At 62.1% G+C, this 24,211-nt stretch carries 28 protein-coding genes; 10 read left to right on the top strand and 18 right to left on the bottom strand.

Going from position 1 to position 24,211, the window contains the following annotated elements; translation table 11 throughout:
- Positions 1 to 67 precede the first annotated feature (67 nt).
- A complete protein-coding gene (locus ACEN84_RS14260; RefSeq protein WP_413711243.1) occupies positions 68 to 796 on the top strand; it encodes an SDR family oxidoreductase in 729 nt (242 codons plus the stop codon).
- A gap of 107 nt (positions 797 to 903) precedes the next feature.
- Complete coding sequence (locus ACEN84_RS14255; protein ID WP_413711242.1) at positions 904 to 1,218, top strand: hypothetical protein; 315 nt, start codon at positions 904 to 906, stop codon at positions 1,216 to 1,218.
- 95 nt (positions 1,219 to 1,313) lie between these two features.
- On the opposite strand, the gene ACEN84_RS14250 is transcribed toward ACEN84_RS14255, so the two are convergent.
- From ACEN84_RS14250 to ACEN84_RS14240, 3 genes are all read right to left on the bottom strand, one after another.
- Positions 1,314 to 1,598, bottom strand: a complete 285-nt coding sequence (locus tag ACEN84_RS14250) for a hypothetical protein (RefSeq protein ID WP_413711241.1) — start codon at positions 1,596 to 1,598, stop codon at positions 1,314 to 1,316.
- Between the two features lie 299 nt (positions 1,599 to 1,897).
- A complete protein-coding gene (locus tag ACEN84_RS14245) occupies positions 1,898 to 3,313 on the bottom strand; it encodes a DUF1254 domain-containing protein (protein ID WP_413711240.1) in 1,416 nt (471 codons plus the stop codon).
- A 133-nt stretch (positions 3,314 to 3,446) separates the two neighbouring features.
- Positions 3,447 to 5,168 carry a diguanylate cyclase gene (locus ACEN84_RS14240; RefSeq protein WP_413711239.1) on the bottom strand — a complete coding sequence of 574 codons (1,722 nt, stop codon included), beginning with the start codon at positions 5,166 to 5,168 and terminating at the stop codon, positions 3,447 to 3,449.
- 184 nt (positions 5,169 to 5,352) lie between these two features.
- On the opposite strand from ACEN84_RS14240, the gene ACEN84_RS14235 reads away from it, so the two are divergent.
- A complete protein-coding gene (locus tag ACEN84_RS14235) occupies positions 5,353 to 6,258 on the top strand; it encodes a DUF1003 domain-containing protein (protein WP_413711238.1) in 906 nt (301 codons plus the stop codon).
- 10 nt (positions 6,259 to 6,268) lie between these two features.
- Here ACEN84_RS14235 and ACEN84_RS14230 read toward each other — a convergent pair whose 3' ends face one another.
- Together ACEN84_RS14230 and ACEN84_RS14225 are read right to left on the bottom strand one after the other, a co-directional pair.
- A complete protein-coding gene (locus tag ACEN84_RS14230; protein WP_413711237.1) occupies positions 6,269 to 7,861 on the bottom strand; it encodes an EAL domain-containing protein in 1,593 nt (530 codons plus the stop codon).
- 116 nt (positions 7,862 to 7,977) lie between these two features.
- Entirely contained in the window at positions 7,978 to 8,784 is an 807-nt protein-coding gene (locus ACEN84_RS14225; RefSeq protein ID WP_413711236.1) for a class I SAM-dependent methyltransferase, read from the bottom strand.
- A 202-nt stretch (positions 8,785 to 8,986) separates the two neighbouring features.
- On the opposite strand from ACEN84_RS14225, the gene ACEN84_RS14220 reads away from it, so the two are divergent.
- Positions 8,987 to 9,343 carry a hypothetical protein gene (locus ACEN84_RS14220; protein ID WP_413711235.1) on the top strand — a complete coding sequence of 119 codons (357 nt, stop codon included), beginning with the start codon at positions 8,987 to 8,989 and terminating at the stop codon, positions 9,341 to 9,343.
- 113 nt (positions 9,344 to 9,456) lie between these two features.
- On the top strand, positions 9,457 to 9,831 hold the full coding sequence (locus ACEN84_RS14215; protein WP_413711234.1) for a VOC family protein: 375 nt from the start codon (positions 9,457 to 9,459) through the stop codon (positions 9,829 to 9,831).
- Between the two features lie 25 nt (positions 9,832 to 9,856).
- Here ACEN84_RS14215 and ACEN84_RS14210 read toward each other — a convergent pair whose 3' ends face one another.
- On the bottom strand, positions 9,857 to 10,177 hold the full coding sequence (locus ACEN84_RS14210; protein ID WP_413711233.1) for a DUF3592 domain-containing protein: 321 nt from the start codon (positions 10,175 to 10,177) through the stop codon (positions 9,857 to 9,859).
- A 295-nt stretch (positions 10,178 to 10,472) separates the two neighbouring features.
- Here ACEN84_RS14210 and ACEN84_RS14205 point away from each other — a divergent pair, with 295 nt between their 5' ends.
- Positions 10,473 to 10,880, top strand: coding sequence for a hypothetical protein (locus ACEN84_RS14205; RefSeq protein WP_413711232.1), 408 nt, complete (start codon positions 10,473 to 10,475; stop codon positions 10,878 to 10,880).
- 83 nt (positions 10,881 to 10,963) lie between these two features.
- On the opposite strand, the gene ACEN84_RS14200 is transcribed toward ACEN84_RS14205, so the two are convergent.
- The 3 genes from ACEN84_RS14200 to ACEN84_RS14190 all read right to left on the bottom strand — a co-directional run bounded on the left by ACEN84_RS14200 (position 10,964) and on the right by ACEN84_RS14190 (position 12,801).
- The gene (locus ACEN84_RS14200; RefSeq protein ID WP_413711231.1) at positions 10,964 to 11,239 is read right to left on the bottom strand and encodes a hypothetical protein; all 276 of its coding nucleotides are present in this window, start codon (positions 11,237 to 11,239) and stop codon (positions 10,964 to 10,966) included.
- Between the two features lie 90 nt (positions 11,240 to 11,329).
- On the bottom strand, positions 11,330 to 12,301 hold the full coding sequence (locus tag ACEN84_RS14195) for a DMT family transporter (protein WP_413711230.1): 972 nt from the start codon (positions 12,299 to 12,301) through the stop codon (positions 11,330 to 11,332).
- A 53-nt stretch (positions 12,302 to 12,354) separates the two neighbouring features.
- Entirely contained in the window at positions 12,355 to 12,801 is a 447-nt protein-coding gene (locus ACEN84_RS14190) for a DUF2721 domain-containing protein (protein WP_413711229.1), read from the bottom strand.
- A gap of 150 nt (positions 12,802 to 12,951) precedes the next feature.
- On the opposite strand from ACEN84_RS14190, the gene arr reads away from it, so the two are divergent.
- Positions 12,952 to 13,380, top strand: coding sequence for an NAD(+)--rifampin ADP-ribosyltransferase (gene arr, locus ACEN84_RS14185; RefSeq protein WP_413711308.1), 429 nt, complete (start codon positions 12,952 to 12,954; stop codon positions 13,378 to 13,380).
- Between the two features lie 281 nt (positions 13,381 to 13,661).
- The gene (locus tag ACEN84_RS14180) at positions 13,662 to 14,525 is read left to right on the top strand and encodes a hypothetical protein (protein WP_413711228.1); all 864 of its coding nucleotides are present in this window, start codon (positions 13,662 to 13,664) and stop codon (positions 14,523 to 14,525) included.
- Between the two features lie 291 nt (positions 14,526 to 14,816).
- Here ACEN84_RS14180 and ACEN84_RS14175 read toward each other — a convergent pair whose 3' ends face one another.
- Positions 14,817 to 15,176: a ribbon-helix-helix domain-containing protein gene (locus ACEN84_RS14175; protein ID WP_413711227.1), complete on the bottom strand. Its 360-nt coding sequence runs from the start codon at positions 15,174 to 15,176 to the stop codon at positions 14,817 to 14,819.
- Between the two features lie 155 nt (positions 15,177 to 15,331).
- Here ACEN84_RS14175 and ACEN84_RS14170 point away from each other — a divergent pair, with 155 nt between their 5' ends.
- The gene (locus tag ACEN84_RS14170) at positions 15,332 to 16,147 is read left to right on the top strand and encodes a hypothetical protein (RefSeq protein ID WP_413711226.1); all 816 of its coding nucleotides are present in this window, start codon (positions 15,332 to 15,334) and stop codon (positions 16,145 to 16,147) included.
- A 49-nt stretch (positions 16,148 to 16,196) separates the two neighbouring features.
- Here the strand turns inward: ACEN84_RS14170 and ACEN84_RS14165 are convergent, their stop codons facing one another.
- Both ACEN84_RS14165 and ACEN84_RS14160 read right to left on the bottom strand, forming a co-directional pair.
- Positions 16,197 to 16,988 (bottom strand): aldolase, encoded by a 792-nt coding sequence (locus tag ACEN84_RS14165; protein ID WP_413711225.1) that lies wholly within the window; start codon positions 16,986 to 16,988, stop codon positions 16,197 to 16,199.
- A gap of 20 nt (positions 16,989 to 17,008) precedes the next feature.
- Complete coding sequence (locus tag ACEN84_RS14160; RefSeq protein ID WP_413711224.1) at positions 17,009 to 17,710, bottom strand: haloacid dehalogenase type II; 702 nt, start codon at positions 17,708 to 17,710, stop codon at positions 17,009 to 17,011.
- Between the two features lie 89 nt (positions 17,711 to 17,799).
- Here ACEN84_RS14160 and ACEN84_RS14155 point away from each other — a divergent pair, with 89 nt between their 5' ends.
- Entirely contained in the window at positions 17,800 to 18,654 is an 855-nt protein-coding gene (locus ACEN84_RS14155; protein ID WP_413711307.1) for a LysR family transcriptional regulator, read from the top strand.
- Positions 18,655 to 18,697: 43 nt separating this feature from the next.
- On the opposite strand, the gene ACEN84_RS14150 is transcribed toward ACEN84_RS14155, so the two are convergent.
- From ACEN84_RS14150 to ACEN84_RS14125, 6 genes are all read right to left on the bottom strand, one after another.
- Positions 18,698 to 19,462, bottom strand: a complete 765-nt coding sequence (locus ACEN84_RS14150) for a siderophore-interacting protein (RefSeq protein ID WP_413711306.1) — start codon at positions 19,460 to 19,462, stop codon at positions 18,698 to 18,700.
- Positions 19,463 to 19,731: 269 nt separating this feature from the next.
- Positions 19,732 to 20,700: an ornithine cyclodeaminase family protein gene (locus tag ACEN84_RS14145; protein WP_413711223.1), complete on the bottom strand. Its 969-nt coding sequence runs from the start codon at positions 20,698 to 20,700 to the stop codon at positions 19,732 to 19,734.
- Between the two features lie 52 nt (positions 20,701 to 20,752).
- Positions 20,753 to 21,556: a DUF6456 domain-containing protein gene (locus ACEN84_RS14140; RefSeq protein WP_413711222.1), complete on the bottom strand. Its 804-nt coding sequence runs from the start codon at positions 21,554 to 21,556 to the stop codon at positions 20,753 to 20,755.
- Positions 21,549 to 21,989 carry a helix-turn-helix domain-containing protein gene (locus ACEN84_RS14135; protein WP_413711221.1) on the bottom strand — a complete coding sequence of 147 codons (441 nt, stop codon included), beginning with the start codon at positions 21,987 to 21,989 and terminating at the stop codon, positions 21,549 to 21,551. The genes ACEN84_RS14140 and ACEN84_RS14135 overlap by 8 nt, the downstream gene beginning before the upstream one ends.
- 238 nt (positions 21,990 to 22,227) lie before the next feature.
- The gene (locus ACEN84_RS14130) at positions 22,228 to 23,157 is read right to left on the bottom strand and encodes an IS110 family transposase (protein WP_413710052.1); all 930 of its coding nucleotides are present in this window, start codon (positions 23,155 to 23,157) and stop codon (positions 22,228 to 22,230) included.
- A 244-nt stretch (positions 23,158 to 23,401) separates the two neighbouring features.
- Positions 23,402 to 24,154 carry an SDR family oxidoreductase gene (locus tag ACEN84_RS14125; protein ID WP_413711220.1) on the bottom strand — a complete coding sequence of 251 codons (753 nt, stop codon included), beginning with the start codon at positions 24,152 to 24,154 and terminating at the stop codon, positions 23,402 to 23,404.
- Between the last annotated feature and the right edge of the window lie 57 nt (positions 24,155 to 24,211).

Raw genomic sequence — 24,211 nt, 5'->3', positions numbered from 1 at the left:
GACTTTAGGGCTCACGCCGGAGGGGCGATCGACACGATCTCTGTTGCTCCACTAACGGAGTGAGAACATGACCCATACGAAGACTGCAGTGGTGACCGGCGCCAACAAGGGCATCGGTTTCGAAATCGCCCGGCGGCTGGCCGCGGAAGGATACCGCGTCTGGCTCGGCGCCCGCGACCGGGACCGCGGCGAAGCGGCCGCCGCCAAGCTCAGGGCACAGGGCCTCGACGCCCATTGGCTGGAACTCGACGTCACCGACGACGAGAGCGCCGCCTCCGCGGCCAAGACGCTTGCCGCACAGACCGGCACGCTCGACGTGCTCGTCAACAATGCCGGCATTGCCGAGGGCTTCGGCATCTCGCCGCTGGAAGAGCCGATCGAGATCACCAAGAAGGTCTACGAAGTGAATGTCTTCGGCCCGATCCGCGTGACCCAGGCCTTCATGCCGCTCCTCAAGGCCTCGAAGGCCGGGCGGATCGTCATGATGAGCAGCGAGCTCGGCTCCATCCAGTCGCTGCTCGATCCGGAGAACGAGTTCTACGCCATCAATGCGCTCGGCTACAACAGCTCGAAATCGGCGCTGAACGCCGCCACCGTCTCGATCGCCAAGGCCGCCGAACCCTTCGGCATCAAGGTGAACGCCGCCGACCCCGGCTATACCGCGACCGAGATGAACGGCAATAGCGGCTACCGCACGGTGGAACAGGCCGCCGAAGTGGCAGTCAAGCTCGCCACCGTCGGCGAAGACGGGCCGACGGCTGGGTATTTCAACCATAATGGGGTGTTGCCGTGGTAGGCTTTGAGGCTTGGCTTCCCCGCCGGTCTATGATGCGTCACTCCGCGCTATTGCCAGATAGCGCGGGACAAACCCTAATCGCGAAGACGCATTGTGGGGTATAAGTATTGGATCACAGCGGCGACGGGCGGCCATTGCTTTGGATAGCGTTGATCTTCTTGAGCAGCTTCAGCGGTTGGTCTTGGTACTGGTTTATCCGGTCGATCATCTTCTACATGAGAAACGACTTCGATTTCAGCATCGATTTCGGTCCGAAGATCTATATGTCTGAAATCGACGATGAACGATTTGTCGTAACACCGTGGCAGAAGCTGGTGATCGCTTGGCCGATTATCGTCATCATAAGCTTGGGCATGGTGGCCGGCGTCGTGCTGGCATTGACGGGCGTCCTAAAGGTCTGCCTCGACTGCGTCTCGCTTTGAGGCCTTCGCGGCAGATGCCTTCCGCCTGAGCCATCGCCCCCGGGGCGGCGGCGGCCAGAGGCATCGGAAGGCCTCTGGCTTACCGGTCCAGTTGATTATAGGACGGAAACGTCAAGCGGCGGGGGCGGTGGTGGCGGCGGAGCAACGGCCGCCGGTGCCGTGCGAAGCGACGGGCCGCCTTTCCTGTCACTCCCTTGGTCGGTGCGGGAATCGCTGAAGAAGCCGCCTGCCTGGCAACCTTGAGTACGATGATTGCGATGCTGTTCCGATGTGACGAAGCGATTGCCGTCACACCCACGGTGCCTGTTCTGATCCGTCGCCACGCAACCGCTTGCGATGACGACGAAAGGCAGGATGCAGAGCGTGTAACGCATTGTCATGATCTCTTCCTTTCGAGGTTGTTACCCCTCTGAGGACAAAATCCACAACCTGGCGTACGTTCCGGATTGCAGCGGCATCAGGCGCTACATCCTGTGATTTGGATAATCTTGGATAAGGATGGGTTTAAGCTGTTGGCGGCATTGGGGAAAGCTGTTTGATTTTGGGGCTGCGGCGCTTGTTCCGGTGGCTGCGATGAAGCCCGTTCCCGACAACTCACTTCATCTTCAGATCATGCCAACAGCGTTTGTCGTAACGCTAGGCGGTCGAGTTTCGCAGCGATCTTAGACAAAGGTTTCCATCAAGGCTGCCTGCGAACGGGCGGCGGGGCCCAGCTACCATTCAGCACTTCGGCTTTTGGGGCGTAAAGTCGCATCGTCATGCCGAGAACGCCGGAATCTGGCGACGGTAGCCAATTGCTTTCTTTGTCTCCGCCGGGACTGTCGTGCTGAATGTACAGGTCGAGCGAACCGTCAGAATTGTACTTGAGCTCGTCGCGGTCACCGATAGCAAAGCGATCCATCGAGTTGGCGACCTGGAAGCCATCGGAATCGTACATGGTCAAAGACCAAAAGGCATCGGCTGGGGGCAATTGGCCCTTCGGAAAGTGGATGACATACTTGTCGCCGCCGACAACCGGCTTTCCGTCTGCATCGGTGAGATTGTTGGGATATACCGCATCTTCTGGCTGATTTGCGCCAATTCCCACCAACGCAACAATCGCGCGCTTCATGTAGTAATTTCCGTAGACGCCCATCGTGTCGGTGCCCATCTGCCAACCATTTACGACACGGGATATCGTCGGGCTTTTTTCCCGCATCGCTTTCAGCCCATCGCTGGCCGCATTGGCCAATTCCGTCCGAACCGCGGGATCGAGAGCTTCCGGATCGAAGCTCTTTCCGGGCACAATCCCGATACGCTTCAATCTGGCGATCATCGACCAGTCGCTTACATGCGGCGGATTCACCTTCATCAGTTCGGCTGCATATTTGAAGTAGTCGAGCCCCGGCATCTTGTTGACCTGATCCAACGGCGGCGTTTTCATGTCGACAGCCGGATCGATCGTAGCCTGAACAGGAACAGGCGGCTTGCCCCATTGCGATAGTGGCGTGATAGCGTAGCCATTCATAATCTCATGGACGGCCCCATAGTCTTTCTGACCATTCGTCTGCGTTCTTCCAATGATCCACACATATGGCGTTGGAGCATCGATGCGCGAAACATCATCCGGCAGCTGTCCCGTCCATCCGGGAGGCACGACAGCCCAATGGCCGGCGGCAGTTCCAGAGGTGCGTTTGCCAGGCACCGCAAAGACGTCGGTCCACATATCGATCATCGGGAGCAGGTAGTAGCGGCCATTGGTATCCGGAGCCGAAACGATCATCGGCTCCTTTGTCAGATCCAGCCATCCGCTCGAATAAAGGGTATCGAAATTAGGACGCACGACAACGCGCATATCTGCGGTGGGATAAGCCAGAAAGTTCGAGAAGCGGTTCATCGGGCCGAAGCCAGGCGATGCGTCCGGCGGGACATTGGTGCCGACCCGCCTCGTCACATCCATGGAAATCAAGGGATAGAAATAGATGTAAGCTTCGACACCTATCTCGTGAGCCTCTTCTGGCGTTATTGCTGATGGCTTAGCAGCGTTGTTCGCGGCGAAAACAGCTATTCCCGATACCAGCCATGACGCGACGACGAGCCCAAGTATCTTTAGCATCGCTCTCTCCCTCCCGTGAAACCAAGACCGCACGCGGTCATTGGGGTCCGTGAGGATCGTGCTCTGATTTAGCTGTTGCGCAAGTACGTTACAGTAATGGGCCCGTAAACGAGGTTCTGGAGGGGCTGCCCCCTCACGCCCTCATCGCCCGCTCACCCGCAAACCCCTGCCCCACAGCCGCCCCGACGCACCCGCCACGCGTCCGATTCCGCCCGGCGCTCTTGGCTTCGTAGAGCAGCTTGTCCGCCCGCTCGTAGATCGCCGCAAAGTCCTCGCAGCCGGCGAGCGTGGTGAGGCCCATGCTGGCGGTGACCGGGCGGCCGAGGCCGGGGACGGTGTGGGCGACGATGGCGGGGATGGCCTGGCGGCGGAGCTCGGCCTGGGTTTCGGCATCCTCGCCGCGCAGCAGGAGGACGAATTCCTCGCCGCCGAGGCGGTAGGCACGGGCGTGCGGGCCGGGCTGGAGGGCGTTGGCCACAGCTTTCAGCACCTCGTCGCCGATGCTGTGGCCGTTGACGTCGTTGATCGCCTTGAAATGATCGATGTCGATGACGGCGAGTGCGCAGAAACCTTCGGCGCGCAGCTGCTCGAACTGGCGCTCGATGGCGCGGCGGTTCAGGAGGGCGGTAAGCGCATCGGTCTCGGAGAGGCGTTCGAGCAGCTCGGCTTCGTTGCGGGCGCGGTCACGCTCGCGCTTCATGGTGACGAAACGTTCGGCGACGCCGAGCGTGGTGAAGACCACTTCGCAGACGCAGCCGGCATAGAAGAGCAGCGCCGCATCGGTGCTGTGCAGCCAGGGAACGAGGCCGGTTACCAGCCGGATCAGGCCGACCGCGACCATCGGCGCGTAGCCGATCGCCTGGTAGCGCGCAGCGCGGCTTCCGCGGCGCCAGGCATCGATCATCGACAGCATGAAGATGGCAAGGACGGGAGCGAAGGCGGCCGTATAGGCGCTCGACTGGATGGGGCGGGCGACGAAGGGGAAGGCCGCGTGGAAAACGCTCAGGAAGATCGCCCAAGCGGCGCACCAGGGCAGCACGCGCCTGAGCAGCGGATGCATCAGGCCGGGCTCGACGAAGCTGTAGGTGAACATCGCCCCCGAGGCGACCGTCATGCCGAAGATCACCGTCGTCATCCAGCTCAGCGTCATCGCCGGCGGATCGAAGAGCAGGACCGAGAGGCCGGATGTGACGAGAATGGTCGCCAGCAGCGAGAAGGTGAGCGCCGTGTGCCAGAGAACGAAGGTTTCGCGCAGCGCCCGGTAAAAGGCGGCGTTGAAGATCAGCGGCATGACAAGCATGCCGGCGAGCCCCGCGAGAAGCAGCGCGAAGCGCATGTCGCTGACATCGCCTGCGGCATCGACCGGGGCGAGATAGGCGCGCTCCAGCGTCATCTTGTGGCTCGGCAGGTCGATGGCGGCGACGATCTGCCGGGTTTCGGCTGTGACCTCAGGCAGGTGCGCCTTGAAATAGCCGCCGGCCATGGAACTCCGGAGTGCGGCGGCGGGAATGGTATCCTGACGGATCGCGCCATCGCGGTCGATCGCGAGGAGATGGACGGCGTCGAGTGCTGCGCGGCGCGAGAGGAAATAACGGGGAAGCGGCTCGCCGGGGGCAATGTCGAAGCGCAGCAGGACACGCTCGGCATCGATCGAGAATTCGCGGGTATCGCAGGACCATCGCTTCTCGTCGCCGGCCACGGTGGCGATGTCTTCCGAGAGGTTGGCGGGCGCCCAGCAGGAGCTTGGAATCCCTGATGGCTCCGCTTCACCAGCCGATGCGGCGGCGAAGGGCAGCAGCATCATCAGAAGCAGAACGGCCAGCGAAAGCAGGTTTCGAAGTCCACTCGTAGTCATGACTTTCCCTTACGGCAAAAAGCTTTTGATGCCGTTAATCGCGGCCCCAAGAAGCTGCTATCACCGATGTCATGCAGCAGCGCCGCAGGGGCGGCAAATGGCCTCGCAGGGATCGCCGGATAGTGTCACAATCCTGTTCGATTTGATGTTTAGAGCGCAGAAAAACGGTACAGAGGATCGTCGGATGGCAGAAGAAAAGCCCCTTGAATTCGCAGGCGGGATCGTGGATTTCGATGCCGGGCACGGCGAGGCCGCCACCGTCGAGATGAAGGACTACAGCGACAGTCTGGCGCAGGCCAAGGCGAAGTCGGTGCGCCTCGTCGATGCGATCACCGGTGCTGCGCTGAAGAAGAAGGACGCCATCCATTTCGACGACCTGCGCCCCGCCCTTGCCGATTTCATGCGCCAGAAGCATCCCGGCCTGCGCTCGGACGACTATATCAACCGCAAGGTCGTCGACGACTATCGCGGCCAGTATATCGCCGAGCTGCTGCGCGACGAGCGCGGCGAGCTGTCCAACCTCGAGGACGAGGTCGTCGAAAGCCTCAGAAGCCACGATACGCTGGCCGAAAACATCGAAGAGGATTACGAGGAGAGCCGCTCGATCGGCGACCGCGTCGCCGATGTCGTCGCCACCTTCGGCGGCAGCTGGACCTTCATCATCTCTTTCTGCCTGTTCCTCGCCGTCTGGATGGGCATCAACGCCCTGATGGGCGAGCAGCGGGCCTTCGACGCCTATCCCTTCATCCTGCTGAACCTCATCCTCTCGACCATCGCCGCGCTGCAGGCGCCGATCATCATGATGAGCCAGCGCCGCCAGGAATCGAAGGACCGGCTGCGGGCGCTCAACGACTACAAGGTCAATCTCAAGGCCGAACTGGAAATCCGCCACCTGCACGAAAAGGTCGACCACCTCCTGAACCGGCAGTGGGAGCGGCTGACCGAGATCCAGCAGATCCAGATCGAGATGATGCTGGAACAGGCCAAGGCCGCCAACCGCGCCCTGAAGCTCAGCAAAGCGCAGAAGACCAAGACCAGCGCTCTGAAGAACCTGTTCAATGCCTCGAAGGCGGACGAGACGGATAACTAATTGCAGGCACTCAGGCGGCGACGCGGATGACCTCGGCGGCGCGGCCGTATCGTGCCACCGAGGCTGCGTGAAACTTGATGAAATCGGCCGCCGTCAGCGGCTTCGAAAACAGCCATCCCTGCCCGAAGGTCACACCGTGTTCGCGCAGGTAGCTCGCCTGCTCCTCGGTTTCCACGCCTTCGGCGACGGTGAACAGCCCGAGCTCCTTTGCCATCTCGATGATATGGGAGGTGACGGCGCTCGTTGCGGTGCCCTTGCCGATCGTGTCGACAAAGGACTTGTCGATCTTCAAGGCGTCCATCGGCAGCCCCTGGAGATATTGCAGGCTGGAATAGCCGGTGCCAAAATCGTCGATCGCGACGGAATGGCCGGCCTTTCTGGCGCGATCGAGGCTGATGCGGGCGGCATCGATATCGATGAAACCCCGCTCGGTGGCCTCGAACCAGATCTGCTCGTTGCGGATGCCGGTTTTCTTGAGTTTCAGCGACACCATGTCGAGGAAGCGGCCGGTCTTGATGTCATCGGCGGAGATGTTGATCGCGACGTGCAGCGACCGGTCCCGCTCCAGCGTGCGCCCGAGATCGCTGATGACGCCATCGACGACCTGATCGGTGATCGCGGTGATCAGGCCGGTTTCCTCGGCGAGCGGGATGAAGAGGTCCGGGCGCACCATCGTGCCGCTCGGCCATTTCCAACGCACCAGCGCCTCGGCGCCGACGCAGACCCCGGTCGAAAGCTCGACGATCGGCTGGTAATGCACGAGGAATTCGCGCTTGTGGATGCCGATCTCGAGCTCGCCGCGCGGCGAGAGCCTGCGGCGCGAAAAGTAGACGACAATGCCGACGATGAAGGCGGCGATGAACAGGCCGGCCGGGAGCAGCAGAAGCAGCTCGCCGCGCAGCCGTGAATAAACTTTGGTGACGGGCTCGGTGACCACGGCGGCAAGGCCGCCATCGGCAACGGTGGCAAACATGTCGCTGCCGTCGATGCCATCGGCCTTTTGTTCGAGGTGGCGGCGCGCGAAGGCGACATCGGGGCTGTTCTTACCATCGATCAACAGCCCGGTGGAATTCGTGAGCGCGAGCGAGACATCAGGCGGCAGGCCGACATCGACGAAGCGGGACGGCGTCACCAGCACATTGTGGCTTCCCAGATGCAGGGCGACCATCGGCTTGGCGTGGGTCACGGCCGGCTGGAGGCGAAGCGTGACTTCCACGCCATCAGGCGTCACGTAATCGACGCGAGCCTTGCCGATATCGCCTTCGGTCAGGCCCCAGGATGTGCATTTGAGCTTGCCGTTGTCGAAATAGCCGATCTCCTCGACGGAGGGCGTATTGATCGTCAGCGTGCGCATCAGCGCGAGATGGGCGGGAGAGCAGCGGGCGGCGCCGGAGGCCTCCATATCGACCAGCGCCTTGCGGGCATCGGCAAAGGTGAAGCGTGCGCGGGCGATCGCGTCATTGCCGGCTTCGTCGAGAACCCGGAGCTCCTTGTTTATCGCCAGTTTCCAGGAGGCATAGCCCATGACCGCGAGAGGGATAAGCGCGCCGACGGTTGCCAGCACGACGCTTAGTACGATGACCCTTGAACGCCTTGCCTGCATGCGGATGACCCTCCACAGAGCCCCATTCAGCCACAAATCGCTTAACGCAGGTCTTAGACCGGGATTGCAATTTTAAGTATTTTATCGGGTCGAATTCGCGCGCACCGCGGTTTGCCTCAGCGCTCCGCCTTCTGGAAGATGTGGGCGGCCGATATGCGGGTCGTGGGGATGACCGGGCCGAGAAGCGCGTGAAGGTTTCCGGTCAACGCCTCGGCGACACGTTCCTGCCGTTCCGGGGCGAGCGCCAGGAAGGGTGAGAGGCTGCGATGCAGGGCGACGAAGCGCTCGATGCCGTAGTCTTCGGCAAGCTCGACATGGCAAAAGAGCCTCTCTTCGAAAGCCTCTGTCTGCAAGGGCCTGGCAAGCCCGCGGAACACCGCGGCGACATCATCCCGCGATTGTCTCGCGATCGGCTGCTTATAGCCGGAGCGCCGGAACGCCTCCTCCACTGCCTCGGCCTGCCCGGCCGCCGGCTGGGGCTCCTTGTTCCACAGCAGCACGGCAAATCCACCCGGCGCCAGCACTTCGCCGATGCGCCGGACGCCTCTTTGCTGATCGATCCAGTGGAAGGAGGATGCGGCAAGAACGATATCGAACGGGACCGGGAGATCGGCCTGCTCCAGCGTGCTCGTCTGGAAGGAGACATCGGGAAAAGGGGCGAGGACTTCACGCGCAATCGCCACGAAATCGGCATTCGGCTCGACGCAGGTAAAGCGGCCGCCGCGCGCGGCGAAATCCTGCGTGGCGGTGCCTGGGCCGCTGCCGACCTCCAGAATACGGCTGTCCGGCCGCCACCCCGCGACGGCTGCGGCTGCGGCTATCAGCGCAGCCGGATAACGCGGCCGTCCCTCCACGTAAAACCGTGCACCGCTGGAATACCAGCGCGCCTTCTCATCGTCGGTTTTTTCGTCGTAGACCGGCAAGCGTGATCCTCCATCATACCGCTCCCTTCTCGACAGCGGGCCGGCGACTGTTGCGGAACGGTCAGCGTCGGCGCCGCAAGCCAAGACTATGTTCTCGTCTGGCATGCCGGTGTTGCCGCGCATGGCGGAATCTTAATCGTGCCACCATATCCTGAGTTGCACACGAACATCGGTAGCACCCACGCGATTAGGGAGGTCGCCCATGCTGTTTCTCGAGTTATTGCGCATTTCGGCCGCGGTCTTTCTTGCCATATTAGTTGGCGGAACACTCGGTGGAAAGATCGGTGGTGGCCCCGCTTGGAAAAGCGCGATCGCAGTCTTCGTCGGCGTTCCATTATCCGTGGTGGTGTTCTTTCTAATGCAAGGACGCGGGTCGCCGGCATCGCTGATTGCCGGTCAAGTCCTCGTCGGCGTGACGTTCACCTGGCTGATAGGATGGACCCTTGGATTGCGGTTCTACCCCATCCTCGGCATGTTGATCGGCGGCTGCGCTTTTGGCGCGGTGGCGCTAAAGGTGTGTCTCGTTGTGATTGCCGCCCGTGATGCCGCTCCCTACTAACGGCCACATGTGCCGCAAAGCTGCGAAAGCAAGGTCCACCTTGATTTGGCTTTCCGGCTGCGCATCTCTGCGGTTAGGCTAGCCCGGAATAGCCCCGCTTATGGAGATGAAACATGTTCACCCACGTTATGATCGGCAGCAACGACCTGGAGCGGTCGCGCCGCTTCTATGACGCCACCTTCACGGCATTGGGCGGCAAGCCCGGCGAGATGGATGCGCGAGGCAGGCTGATCTATGACCATGAGGGCGGCCGGCTGATGATCACCACGCCGATCGACGGCAAGCCGGCAACCGCCGCCAATGGCGGAACGATCGGCATGGCTGCCGCAAGCCAGGCCCATGTTCTCGCCTGGCATTCCGCCGGTGCCGCGCATGGCGGCACGGCAATCGAGACCCCGCCCACGGAACGCCCGAATGGCGCCTTCGTCGCCTATCTCCGCGATCCCGACGGCAACAAGCTGACGGCGCGGACGCAGGCGGTGAGGTGAAGCAGGGCAACTGCGAGCGCAGATATCATCGCGGATGAGCGCTAGGCCAACGCCTTACAACGCATTGATCCGGCTTCTCCGGATTGACCAGGAGAATGATTTTCCGCCCCACGACGAAATCGTTAGTGACGCCAAAAGTGTTGAGACCGATCTTTTGCTGCGTTCCGCGAAATTCATAGGAGAGGTGAAGCAAGACCTGATCCTCCCCGCGAGAGCGGCATAGTAGCACTTCAGCAGGCGTCTCGACCCAAGTCCGGGCCTTCCGCGCATAGAGAGTATTATCAAGGACAAAGAGGAATATGATCCCCGCCACAAACAGATCTGGCCAAAGTGTATTCTGTCCCATCTGTCCAGCGTGATACGGGCTTTCCGCCCGGTCAACGGCCCTGCGAGCGACATCTAGCCACACGCCGCATGCAGGGGCGACACGGCACGGCGATCGAGCCCCTCCCTCGGAGTGCCGGAAGAGGCGCTTCTGGCCGATCTAAGTGATCCACACGAGAACAAGCTGACGGCGCGCACCAAGGCGACGAAGTGAAATGGGCATGCGTCAGGTTTTGGCCGCCTCCGCTAGGAGCGGTCATTACAGCCGCCACAAAAACCACTAATCTCCGCCTGGAATTGGCTTGAAGAGGGCCGCTATGGATGAGGAAGTCTCAGATCGCGTCGTTGAACAAAGGTGGCGAAATCGGGTTATCGAAGCTGTCGAAGTTCTTGCTCGGGGGAACGAAGGGCTCATTGCGGTAAATTACAACGAATACTTCCTGGGGTTTTATGACTGCTGGGACGATGGGCAGCTGCTCGTGTGGCCGAACAGTGCCTTCTCGGCCGAGGAAGAACAGGCGGTGAATGCGCTGGGGCGTATGCTGGAAGGCATCACAAAGGATACGCTGCAGTTCCAGAGCGAGGCAGAGTATATTCGGTCGGGATGCGCTGAACGGATCAAGCCTGTGGCGCAGCACGTTCTTGAACTGTTTCTGTCGCGAGGCCGGTTTAGCGAGGATTATGAGGAAGCATCGCCGACTCTCACTGGACCTCAACCTAGCTAGGGATGTGGCTCTTTTCCGGGAGCAACCGCTCGGCGGCGATGCGGCCTCGGCGGCGTTAGGCGTTGAGTGGGCATTGCTCTCGATCAGAAATGCGTAAACGGCTCGCTGGAAACGCTGCTTCGACGCTCTTCTCCTGCCGCATATCGAGGAAGGTGACCGACAGCCGCGGCAAATGCATCGCGAATTTCAGATTGGCTGAAGTTGCGGTCCCATAGCTCGGTCATGAGTGTCGTCATGATATCACGCAGCGGCTCTGTTGGATGACCCTCCTGCCTGGAGAGCTCGGCGCAACGCAAGGCGAAATTCGAGGCTGCGGTCAGGCTGAACACGCCCCACGGTTCTTCACTCTGCTCGGGCATCTTTGACCTTCCATCATGTTGCTCGCCACGAGAATACACCTGGAAAGCAAATTGTCTGCCAAGGGCTCGCCGCAATCACGACAGCCCGCGTCAGGCCTTCGTCGCTTCCGCTCCGGCCTTCGACTTCAGCAGGATGATGAGAAGCAGTCCGGCGACGATGAGGGCTGCGCCTTCGAGATGATAGCGCTGCAGCTGCTCGCCGAGGATGAAATAGGCGAGCACGGCGATGAAGATCGTCTGGATGTAGAGCAGCACGCCGGCGCGCGCCGCGCCCAGCGCCTCAATGCTGCGGTTGAAGAGGTAATACATGATCGCGCCGCCCGGGATCGCCACATAGCCGAGTGCCAGTAGGCCGCTGGAATTGAGCGCCGAGCGCTCGTCGGAGGCAAGCTCGAAGAGGTAGAAGGGCAGCGCCGTCGCGACCGCGGCGCCGAGCAGCAGAACCAGGAGCGCCAGGCGGTTCAGATCGAATTTCGCCCGGCGCAGCAGCACCGTATAGAGGCTGAAGCAGAAGGCGCCGGCGACGATCCACAGCTCGCCGGGATTGAGATCGAGACGCAGGAGTGCCGCCGGGTTGCCCTTGACGATGATGACCAGTATCCCGAGAAAGGCGAGGATCGAGCCGATCACCTGCCAGCGCCCCATCGGCTCGGCCAGGATGAAGCGGGCGAGGATCATGGTGATGATCGGGATCAGCGCGATGATGATGCCGGCGGTCGTGGCATCGGCATGTTCGAGGCCGACGAAGATCAGGCCCTGGCAGATCCCGAGCCCGATGCCGCCGATGGCGAGCAGCTCCAGGCCGCGGGCCCGCGCCAGCGCGATCATGGCAGGGAAATGCCGGTAGACGATCGGCATCAGGATCGCCCAGGCGATCAGCACCCGCCAGAAGCACAGCGCCCAGGGCGGCATCTCCACCGAGACCCATTTCGCGGCGATATAGACGCCCGCCGACAGCAGCCAGCAGAAGACGCCCACGGAATAGGCGGAGGCAAGCGAGCTGCCCGCGCCCTGTTCCGTCCCGACCGTGTCGCGATGGACCGCCAAGACATGTATTGCCATGGAGGAGTTATGCCACAATTCCCCTGCGCTGCACAGATGATGGCGGCGCGCCCTCAAACGCCCTGATCGCGATCCATCCTGATCTGCCGCAGCATGCTGTGGCCGGAGACGAGGAGCTCGAGCAGGAAGGCGGCCAGCGAGGCCATCAGCGAAACGATGGCGCCGCCGAAGAACCACACCAGATTTTCTGGCCTGAGACGCACGGCAAGCGCGCCCGAGAGAAGATTGAGGATTGCGCAACAGGTACAGATACCGGCGAAGACGCCAAGGATGACCGCGGCCTCGAGGATCAAGGTCCGGCTGCGGAGATAGACGAGCTGGCGCGAGCGGTTTTCGCGCGGCAGGTGGGTGTCCGTCACCTCGTTCAGCCTGTCCGAGACGCGCCCCAGGCGGGTGACGTAGATCCCGACAAAGGCCGCGGTGCCGGCGAGCAGGAAAACCGGGGCAAGCGAGGTCTGGATGACCTCTGCATAGTCGACAATGATCGGAGGGGTGTCCATCCGGATTCCCTAACAGTTCGATGCTGCAACAGGATATCAGGATATGACGGGGGCTTCCACGGAGGCAATGTGAAAGGTGGAGGCTCAGCCAGAGGGGACGTTGGCACGGCTTGGCCCGCCGACTAGAAGGACAGGAACAAGCGAAGGAGGATTGCGATGACGGACGTGCTCGACGAGGGACCTTTCTTTCATGGCACAGTCGCGGCCTTGCGCGCGGGTGATCTGCTCACCGCGGGGTACAGGTCGAATTACCATCCTGATGTCGTCATGAACCATATCTATTTCACAAGCCTTGTGGACGGCGCCGGGCTTGCCGCCGAAATTGCGGCCGAACTCATCAAAGGCGGCAGCATTCCGCATGTCTACGCTGTGGAACCGACGGGGCCATTCGAGAACGACCCGAATGTGACAGACAAGAAATTCCCCGGAAACCCGACCCGGTCCTACCGCAGCCGCGCACCGCTCAAGGTCATCGGCGAAATCACGCAGTGGACAAGGTTGACGCCTGAAGCCCTGCAGGCGTGGAGAGAACGGCTGGCCGTGCTGCTTTCAGATGAACGGGCCGAGATTATCAACTGATGCGGGGTGACGTGGAGGTGTGGGGCGGCCACGGCTGTCGCCAGAGCGCTACGTCGTGCTGTGCGGCCGCCTTCGCGTAAGCGGCAAAAGAGTCGTTTCAGCCCAAGGACTTGGGCTGACTGGATTCCTGTGACGTCCCGTGGGCGCAGCCCTAAGGCAACAGGAATGAGGGAGGTGGGTTGCTCTCCAGGCACAGGGCGGTGGGGTATGATCAGGTCTGCCTTGCGCCAGAAGCTGTCATTTTCTCTTGAGATCGTGCCAGCAGCGTTTGCTCTTTTCGCGTGCAGAAATGGGCGGCCTATTTAACTTTTGTTCCAATACTCGTGGTTCAGACCTTTCCAGACGTAGAAGCCATTCCAAAGGCCAAGCCACACGCTCAAAAGGGCCAGTATGGCGCTGTTTCCGATCTGAAAGGCCTGATTTTGCCACTCGGGTGGAGTAGCGCGCTTTGTCAAAAAGCCGATCAAGGCACCTGCCCACCAGCCTATAATGACGATCCCGATGATTGGCCAACCATATGCAGCGCTCATCAGCATAGTCAGCAGAAACGCTCGGTAGATATTCAACTTGCTCATCTGAATCTCGCAGCGACGTTCCCAGCAGATATGCAGTTATGGACCAAGCAACACAATAACCGCTCCCCATCGCGCATGCCAAGAGCACACCATGCGACGAAAGGACCAGTGGTGGCTCAACCCTACCTGAGCCGGTCTGCAATAAGTATCTACTTTGGCGGAGCGGCGGTGAACTTTCAGAAGGTCTTCAACCCTGAGCAGATCGGGCGTATATGGAGAAAGCCGTTATCGCGGAAGGCCATCCTTTTCGCCGCGCCGATAGTCGTGCTTATCGCCGTCTCGTACAGCTTTGACCCAAGCGAAAAGGTGATGCTGGTTTTATGTCTATTGTACAGCGTCTTCATCGTGCCGAAGGCTACGGAAGGCGTCATCACTAAGTTAATGCACGTCTATACCCTTACGTTGGTGACATTTCCTTTCATAGCAACCATCGAATATTTCCAGTCCGGCGACACCCTCATGATTGGCTACGGATCGGTCTTCGCCGTATTGAATTACGAACATGGCAAGCGTAAGTGGATGGATGACTTGGCAGCAGCCACTCGCAGTACGCGGAAGCGGGATCAATGATGCGAAAGCATCGCCTATACCACGAAATGGACTGCTGTTCAGCCGGCAGGACCCCACCGCCCCATCATCTTCTGTGGGCCGTTTATCAAGGGTCGGTGTCTCGTCTGTTCGACATCAGTCGAGCATCGTGCTGCTTCAATATTTCGCCAATGGCGGTACCAAGCATGACTGGCCATAGAAGACTGGCGAAGAAGCCTTGGCCGCCAAACCGCATGCCTTGAAAAACAGCAACGTAGAAAAAGAATGCTAGGAATATCCCTAGGCCGTCTGTCTGCGATGGCAGCACGTATATCATCCTTTCGAGAGCAGCTCCGCAACCACCACGCTTGCAGCCCGGTTCGGTAGCGGCTTGAAGCCGAGCAGGGCGTGCAGGAAATCGATCGGATCATCGAAGCCAAAGGCGCGCTGCAACTCATCGAGACTGCGGCGCTTCTTGCGCAGAACGCGGAAGACGGTGGCGCGGCCGGATGCTGATAGGTGCGGCTCGTGCAGGCCGTCATCCTCAAAGTATGGCTCGCCTGCCTTTTCGTCGCCTGGCGCGATCTGATCGAGCTGCATGCGGATGGCATCGCGGATGAACTTGGATCGACCGTGCGGCCCGACGATCGCATCAATGCGAAGCAGATCCTCCGGCTGGAGGTTGGCGTGCATCCTGGCGAGGTTTAGTGGCGGGCGTCCCATGCAGCTCAAGATGCCGGGATCTGGTTAACAATATATGTGAATACAGAGGCCCGCGCGGCGCTGACCCTTTTAAGAAGTATTACGCCTGCTACAATACAACCCTTCGTTAAAAGAGGGAGAGGCGTGTGCAGAGAGTCACCATACCTTGGTTGCTGGATACACTGGCAGGGCTAGATGGGGTGCGAAATCTGTCGCCAGGAACGACCGTCAATGATACTTGGTATGTTCTATTCAACGGAAAATCCCAAGTCGAGACGCTGTTCAACAAAAGTGTCTATGCGGGTCACCTACGAATATCGCGTCAAAAGGCGTTTGAATTCGCAGAAAGAGCAGGACAATACACTGATGCAGAAGTCTATCCTATGGACTATAAGCTCACGGACTACGATGTGTGGGTAATAAAGAATACTTACGAGCAATTCCGAACGATATTTATCGCGGAACTTGCGTCGCTTCCCTCTTATCTTATTACGCAAAAAGAAAACTACGATACGGAGCGTTTGATTGATTCCGGCGTAGGGCTTTTCCCGCGTGATATGGTGGAGAAAGTCCCGCAAACTTATAATGACGCTATGGAGTGCGGACGTTGTCTTGCTTATGAGGCCTATACAGCATGCGGCTTCCACACATTCAGGATCGTTGAAGCAGTGCTCCGTCGATATTGGGGCGTGGCATCGAACGGTGTGGAGGTGCCTGCGCCTGGAACAATTGGCTATTTGGCTCGTGAACTAAAAGCCAAGGCCTACGGCGATGAAAAGGTGTGGGAATCGCTAATGCAGATGTCGAAGCTCCATCGAAATCCTCTTGCTCACGCTGACGTGTTCCTAAGCCGCGACGAAGTCCTTGCCGTGGTTGGCATGGCCCGAAGTGTTGTTACCGCTATGCTTGGATTCATCCCGCCTCAGCCTCCGACTGGTTATCAGTCACTGTCTAACCAGTAAGGATACTTGGCCCAAAGCTCCGTCACATCAATCGCCGGCACCCTCTCCCTCAATCCCGATAGCCCGACCCCTCCCGGTCCAGCACCCGCCTGACACTTTCCAGGTGCATGCGCGCACTCTCCGGGTCCCCCTCGCGCATCTGCCGTGCCGCGGCGGCTGCCACGTCTGTGGAAACAGGCAGAAGGCGGCGGCCGGTGCTCATGGCTTTGAGCTGCACTTCGGCGGCGCGTTCGAGGTAGTAGAGATCGTCCCAAGCCTCGGCGATATTGGGAGCGCAGACCATGACGCCGTGGTTTTTCATGAACAGGATGTCGTTGCCGCCGAGGACGCCGGCGATGCGGTCGCCTTCGCGTTCGTCGAGCGCCAGGCCGTTGTAATTCTCGTCGACGGCGACGCGGCCGTAGAATTTCAGCGCGGTCTGGCCAGCCCAGACCAGCGGCTCGCCCTCGACCATGCTGAGCGCCGTGGCATTCGGCATGTGGGTGTGGAAGGCGGCGCCGACGCGGGGCGACATCTTGTGCAGGCGGGCGTGGATATAGAAGGCGGTCGCCTCCGGCACGCCGTCACCGGCGACGACATTGCCGTCGAAATCGCAGATCAGCAGCGAGGAGGCCGTCGCCTCCTGGAAGGCCCAGCCGAGGCGGTTGACGATGAAGAGATCGGGATGGCCGGGGACGACGGCGGAGAAATGGTTGCAGATCCCCTCCTCCAGGCCGAGTTTCGCCGCCATCCTGAGGCAGGCGGCGAGATCGGCGCGCGCCTTCCAGATCTCTTCGGTATCGAGCGAAACATTGCGCAGGAGGGCAGGCCCGCCATTGGTGATGTTCAGTTCGTGAGCCATGTTTGCCTCCTGAGCAGCGGTTACATCCAGCCGGCGGCAGCGAGCACGCCGGGTACCTTTTCGAGATCGGGGACGACCGCATCGGCGCTGTAATCGCTGAGCGGCTTGCGCCCGGTGCCGCGATCGACCCAGACGGTACGAAAGCCCAATCTGCGGGCGGCGGCAAGGTCAAGATGCGGGCTTGCGCATATATGGACGAGATCATTCATGCCGATGCCGAGTTCTTTCCAGGCATGATGGAAGATTTGGGTGGTGGGCTTGTAGGCGCCGGCCTGCTCTGCGGTGATGACGCGGTCGACATGGCCGCCGAGCTGGGCGACATTGTCCGCAATGATCGCATCGTCGGTATTGGAGATGATGGCGAGGCGAAAGCCCGCCGCCTTCAGGCGCCGCAGCGTCTCCACCACTTCGGGGAATGGCGGCATCCTGCCGATCGAGGAGGTCAGGATTTCGGCATCGTCAGGGGTGAAGGCGAGGCCGAATTCGCCCATCGCCCGCTCCAGCGCGATGGCGCTGACCTCCCTGAACGAGCGGTGCGGACGCTCCTCTTCCAGCGCGTGTTCGTGGCGGTCATAGGTGGCGATGAAGGCGGTCTGATCGATATCGCCGCCTTTCGCTGACAGGATCCTGTCCATGGCGGCGAGCAGGCCCTCGTCCCATTGGATCAGCGTTCCGTAGCAATCGAAGGTCAGCCAGCTCGGGCGGTTTCCGGGAAGGGTCATATCCGTCGTCTCCTTGTGTGGGGGCAGATTGACAAAGGCCGGCACCATTGAGAAATTAAATAAGAAAATTTCCCTCAGTGAAAAATCAAATGGGCTACGGTTTCGATCTCGATCTCCTCAAGACCTTTGCCGCCGTCGTCGATACCGGCGGCTTCACCCGGGCGTCCGAGCGGGTGCATCTGACGCAATCGACGGTCAGCCAGCAGGTGAAGAAGCTGGAGACCAATATCGGCCATGCGCTGCTGTTGCGCGACACGACGGGCGGGGTGCAGACGACGGAGGCGGGCGAGCTGCTGCTCAGCTATGCCCGGCGGCTGCTTTCGACCGCCGAGGAAGCGGCCGAGGCGATGCGCAGGCCGGCGGCGCCGCGCACGGTGCGGCTCGGCGTGCCCGAGGATTTTGCCGGGCGGCGGCTGATTGGCCTGCTCTCGGGCTTTTCGGCCGCATCGCCGCATATCCGGCTGGATACGGTGAGCGGCTGGAGCACGGAGCTGCGCCGGCTGCTCGAAGCCGGCGAGATCGATCTGGCGCTGATCAAGCGGGAGCCGGGCGATGGCGCGGCACTCGCAAGCTGGAAGGAAGAGCTAATCTGGGTGGAGGGTGAAACGCGGGCGGCGGAGGGCGATCCGGTGCCGCTGGCGGTCTTCCCGGTCGGCTGCATCTACCGCGAGCGGGCAATCCGCGCCATCGAGCGCAGCGGACGGCGCTGGCGGATCGCCTATACCAGCCAGGGGCTGATGGGCGTGCAGGCGGCCGTCGCCTCCGGTCTCGGCATCAGCCTGCTGCCATCGGATGCGGTTCTGCCGGAGCACCGGCCGCTTTCGGCCGCCGATGGTTTCGAGCCGCAACCGGCATCGGAACTGGCGCTGGTGAAAGGGCGGGCACGGCTTTCGGCGGAAGCGAAATCGCTCGGCGAATTCCTGACCGGCAATCTGGCACCCTAGAAACGGCAGGGGCGAGCGTGGCGCCCGCCCCTCAGCCGGTGTCTCAGCCGAACTTTTCGGTCGTATCGGCCTTGCCCTTCACCCAGTAGCCGGAGGCCTTGATCCAGGCGAGCGGGTAGCCGCGCTCTTCGGTGAGATAGGCGCGGATGGCGCGGACCACCGAGGCTTCGCCGGCGACCCAGACGAGGGTCTGCGGCGCGATATCGATGCCGCTCAGCGCGGCGATCAGCGGTGCGGCATCCGTCGCAGCATCGAGCGGGCGGTGAACCCAGCGGGTGGTGAGCTCAGCCGCCGTTTCGAAGCTCTGCTGCTCCTGCGGCCCCGTAACGGCGCCGAGCACGGTGACGACGGTGCCCTCACCGCTTTCCTCGATGCGCCGGCCGATCGCCGGAAGCGCGGTCTCGTCGCCGACCAGCAGCCAGCGCCTGACCTTGTCGGAGATGACAGCCGAGCCGCGCGGGCCGCCGATTTCGAGCGTCGTGCCGGGTTTGGCATCGATCGCCCATTGGGTGACCGGGCCAGACTCGTGCAAGGCGAAATCGATGGTCAGGCTGCGGGCGGCGTTGTCATAGCGGCGCGGGGTATAGTCGCGGCGCTCTTCCTCTCCATCGGCGCCTGAAACGATGACCTTGATATGGTCATCCGGCGCGAGGCTGACGAAATCGGCGAGGTCTTCGCCGGTGAGCACGAGGCGGCGCATGCCGGGCGTGATGTCGGTGACGCTCTCGGCGACCAGCGAGCGGCGGCGCAGCTCATGCCTGACACGTTCGATTTCGGGGGCAGAAATATCCTTGGCGTTGGTATCCATCTTGTCCTTCAGGGGCTCATAAAGCTCGATCCGCAGGACACAGTCGCGCAGATCGAAGCCGCAGAGCCGTTCGATCATACGCGTTGAGTGACGTTAACGCTTACGTGGCCGGGCAGGCGCCCGGACAGTGACGAACCGGCTTAAACCGACAGTGCCCCCCGGCGCAAGAGGCCGCGCGAGAGGAATATCCAGTGTTGCTAAGATTTAACTTATGCAAGGCGGGTGGGTCCGGTGATGGTCTGAATGGCAATATAGGATGCGATGGCGGATCAAAAAAGATGACTGCCCCAGGTATTTGAGCGGCCCGCTTCCAGCCGATCGCGATAGGCGGCAATCAGCTTGGCGGCGACGAAGACTTCCGTTCCGGCCAGACCGGCGGAGCAGAACAGGGTCGTTTCGCCCTCCCCCACCGGTCTTGCGGATGAACTGCCGGCAAGCGCGCTCAGATCGGCAAGCGGCACGGCAGCAGCAGCCTTGGAGAGAAAGAACGGTGCGTCATAGGCTGTCGTCTGCTCGATGGAATCGGTGGCGACCATCGCCGCCTTGAGGGCGATATCGAGGTCGAGCTCGTGGCCATCCACCGTCTTGGGGCCGACGGAATTGACATGCGCGCCGGGTTTCAGCCAGGCGGCCTCGATGACAGGAACCCTGCTATCCGTGGCGCAGATGACGATGTCGGCACCTGCTACGGCCTCGCGCGCCGAACTCTCGGGCAAGATGGGCAGCTTCAACCGGGCTCCCATCCGGGCAGCGAAGGCGCGGCATCTTTCGCTGTTGCGGCTGAAGACGCGGACCTGCCGGAGAGGCCGGACGATCGAGGCGGCTTCGAGCTGTGTCCGGGCCTGCAGACCGCTGCCGATCACGGCAACGTTCGCCGCGCTCCCGGCGGACATGCGGCGGATGGCGACGCCGCCGATCGCACCGGTTCTGATCGCGCCGAGCTGTTCGCCAACGACGACGCCTTCCAGCCTGCCGGTCGCGATCGACCAGACGGCGACGACCTGATCCTGCCTGCTCCCGGCGAAGGTCTCGTAGGCGCGGAAACCGGCCAGAGCCCGCTCCCCCATCGACCCTCCGACGGTGAAGACGAGGCTTCCCGCCCCCGCAAAGGGAACCGCATGCCGCGGCGGCGCGATGAGGAGACCAGCGGCCTTTGCCGCCAGGGCCTCCTCGACCGCCTCGATCGCCAATGCCATTGCCGGCATCGCCGCCAGCTGCTCGTCACCAAGAACAATCATTTCCGCCTCCGCGCCAATCGGCGAAAGCCTGGCATCTCAACCTAGGTTGAGGTCAAGCGGGCCAGGTCTCCATCCCCGGCCTGAACCCCTCCTCGCCCCAATGCTGCATCCGCGCGCTGCGCCGCGGCGGGTTGTAGTGGCGGGCGAGCGCCAGGAGGGCGGTGCGGAGCATAAGTTTGGCGGAGCGGACCGGCCATTGGCGTTCGCGCTCCACGGTTTCCAGGCCCTTCATGAAGCAGCAGATATCAAGCGCCGCACCCGCGAGCTCCGGTCCCATCGCCTCGATGGCGCGGTTGACGGCGATGCGGGCGGCGATGGCGCTGTCGGCGAGATCGGCCATGCCGCCGCGCTCGCCTTTGGTGCGGCCGGAAAGGCGCGGCTGCCAGGAGGCGGTGACGCGGGGCTGCAGCTGCGCGCAGGTGAAATCGGCATGCAGGCGCTCGCCGGCGGCCAGCGCCTCGGCGGGAAGGAAAGGTTCGCCTCCCTTGTCCTTCAGGCGGGCGAGCGCCGCGAGCGGCGATTCCGCTTCGTTGACGCGTAAAGTCTGCGGCGAGCCGTCGATATCGCGGACCGCCGTGGCGATCTCGCCGTGCTGTTCGAGGAAGGCCTCCTCGCGGGCGGCGAGCGCGCGCCGCAGATAGGCGCGGGCCGGGGGTGCGAGGCTGAGGCGGGACTGGGTCTCGGTAACGAGGCCGCGGGAGATCGCCTCGGCAAGCACGGCGGCCGGAAGCGCCTGGCGGCTGCCGGAGCGATGGAGGACCGGTGCCGGCGTCCCCTGCCCTTCCACCTTCGCCTCGCCGCAGGAAAGGAAGCGCAGGAGCTTCAGCATCGCCTTGTTGTTCGCCGCCTCACTCATGGGACGAGACCTCCGGAAAGCGGAAGACCGAGACGACGGTGCGCTCGATCGCCGAGACGAAATCGTCGAAGGCGGCATCATCGCGGCGCTGCTCGACGACCATGCAGGCATGCGCCACCGTCGACCGGTGCCGCCCGAAGCCGCCGGCGATGTCCTGTTGCGTGAGCTGCAGCGCGGTGTGGCAGGCATACATGGCGATCTGGCGGACATGGCAGAGCATGCGCCGCCGGTCGCGCCGCTCCAGCATACGGCTGCCCGTGATCATTACCATCTCGGCGGTGATCTTCTGGGCGATGCGGCAGACGGTGCGGATGGGGAGCGAGACCGATGGCGGGCGCGGCGGCGGAGGCGGCGCCGGCGGCTCGTCGTCGATCAGCGGACGAAGCGCGGTTTCGAGACGGTGGCGGGGCAAAGGGATTTGATTGAGCGGCATTTGAAAACTCCTGGGTAATAGGAATTAATTCATATACCGTAGCTGAAGAATGATGGGGCGGGAAGAGTGGGTTGGGAGAGGATTGGTGGGTTTTGGGGTCGCGGTGGCTTAACCAGTTGAAATAGATTGTGGATTATTTTCCTATATACTGCGGTCACGGCAGGACTCGAGTGTGGAGCCCCCTCATCCGGCCCTACGGGCCACCTTCTCCCCGAGGGGAGAGCGACTGTCTTTGGCGTCAAGCGTTTTGCCATGGTTTTGCGTCCCGGATGATAGCGTTGAGGATGGTGAGGAGCTTTCGCATGGTTGCGACGATGGCGACGATCTTCGGCTTGCCCGCGGCGACGAGCCGGTCGCGGAAGGCCTTGAGGCCTGGGTTGTGACGGCTTGCGACGAGGGCGGCCATGAACAGAACGGCGCGCACCTTGCCTCTGCCGCCGCCGATGAAGCTCTTGCCCTTCCATTTGCCCGACTGCCGCGTCCAGGGCGCCAATCCTGCCAGTGAGGCGATCTGGCGCCGGTCGAGGCTGCCGAGCTCCGGCAGTTCGGCCAGCAGCGTGCGGGCCGTTGTCGACCCGACGCCTGGCACGGAGACCAGCAGGCTCTCGCGCACCCGCCATATCGGCGACTTGCGGATATGGTCGTCGAGATCGGCATCGAGGCTTTCGAGTTCGCGCCGCAAGGCCGCAAGCAAGCGCTTGATGCTTTTCTGCGCCTGTCTTGCCAACACCATACGCAGCCGGTTCTCCTCGGCAACGATCATCTGCACGATCTGGCGCCTGCGGGCGACGAGTTCCGAAAGAGCCTGCGTCTCGGCATCGCGCAGAGGCCGGATCTCGGGCTTGGTCGCCAGCACGAAGGCGGCAATGACGGCCGCATCGATCGGGTCGGTCTTGGCCTTGCGGCCAATGGCATTGGCATAGGCACGCACCTGCGCCGGATTGACGACGAGCACCGTCAGGCCTGCCGATGACAGTCCGGCCACAGCTTGCGTCTCGAACCCGCCAGTCGCCTCAAGCGCGATCGCATCGGCCCCGATCGCCTTCAGTCGGCCGGTCAGCTCGCCAATGCCGGCATCGTCGTTGTCCACCGCAAAAGCCTCGCCCTGCGGAAGCACCGCCACGTCGAGCCGGTCTTTCGAAACATCGATGCCTACTATCGTCTCCATCGGATCCCATCCTTGCCTAAGCGGGCTTTGCCTGCGCAAGCGGCCCTGGCGACTGTTCGGGTTCAATGGAACGGCGGACGGAGACCCAGGCTCTCCCACGGGCTTGGTGTCCCAAAGGTGCATCGGTCTTCCATCCGCCACCGCGATAGGCATTACAGCCTCGATAGCGGATAAAGGGAAGTTACAAAGGTGGCCCGATAGGGTCGGATGAGGGGGCCGCGGGTGAGACGCTCAATCGGTCGACCTACAACCCCGCTTCAGCCATCCAGATCTCCGCATCCGCACCGCCGGGAATGCGCAGCGGCGCGGCGGGATCGGTGGCAGCGCGCCAGATGGCTGCGGCAACATCGGGCGCATGGGTCACCGGGCCGGTATCCTCCTGCACGCTTTTCACGAATTGCTGGAGCAGCGGCGCGTAATCGGGATCATCGGCGCCACGCAGGTGCGGGCGGGCGTTCTGGCCGAAGCGGGTCTCGGGCGAGCGGCCCGGCAGCACGATATGGACGCGCAGGCCGAAGGGCGCCACTTCGACGGCGAGGGATTCGCTCAGCGCGTTCACCGCCGCCTTGCTGGCGCGGTAGACGCCGATGACCGGCAGCGTCTTGACCGTCACCGTCGAGGTGACGTTGACGATAACGCCCGCCCGGCGCTGGCGCATCTGCGGCAGCACCGCCTGGATCATCGCCAGCGTGCCGATCACATTGGTCTGGAACAGCGACTGCGCCGTTTCGGGGTCGGTCAGCTCGATCGGCGCCGGGGCGCCGAAGCCGGCATTGTTGACCAGCACGTCGACCGGCCCGGCGCTCGCAGCCGCCGCCGCGATGCTTGCGGGATCGGTGACATCGAGCGCCAGGACGCGCAGGCGATCGGACGCCGGGAGCAGGCTGGCAGCGGGCGTGCGCATCGTCGCGATGACGTCCCAGCCGCGTTCGAGAAAGAGTTTAGCGGTCTCCAGGCCGAAACCGGAGGAGCAACCGGTGATCAAAATCGTAGGCATAATCTTCTCCATGTGAAAAGGAATGCCGTGATGCTAGTGACCGGGAACAAGACTTAC

It is taken from the genome of Rhizobium sp. Rhizsp82 (genome assembly GCF_047325115.1).
GTDB lineage: Bacteria > Pseudomonadota > Alphaproteobacteria > Rhizobiales > Rhizobiaceae > Rhizobium.
This window is presented reverse-complemented; position numbering and strand designations above follow the sequence as displayed.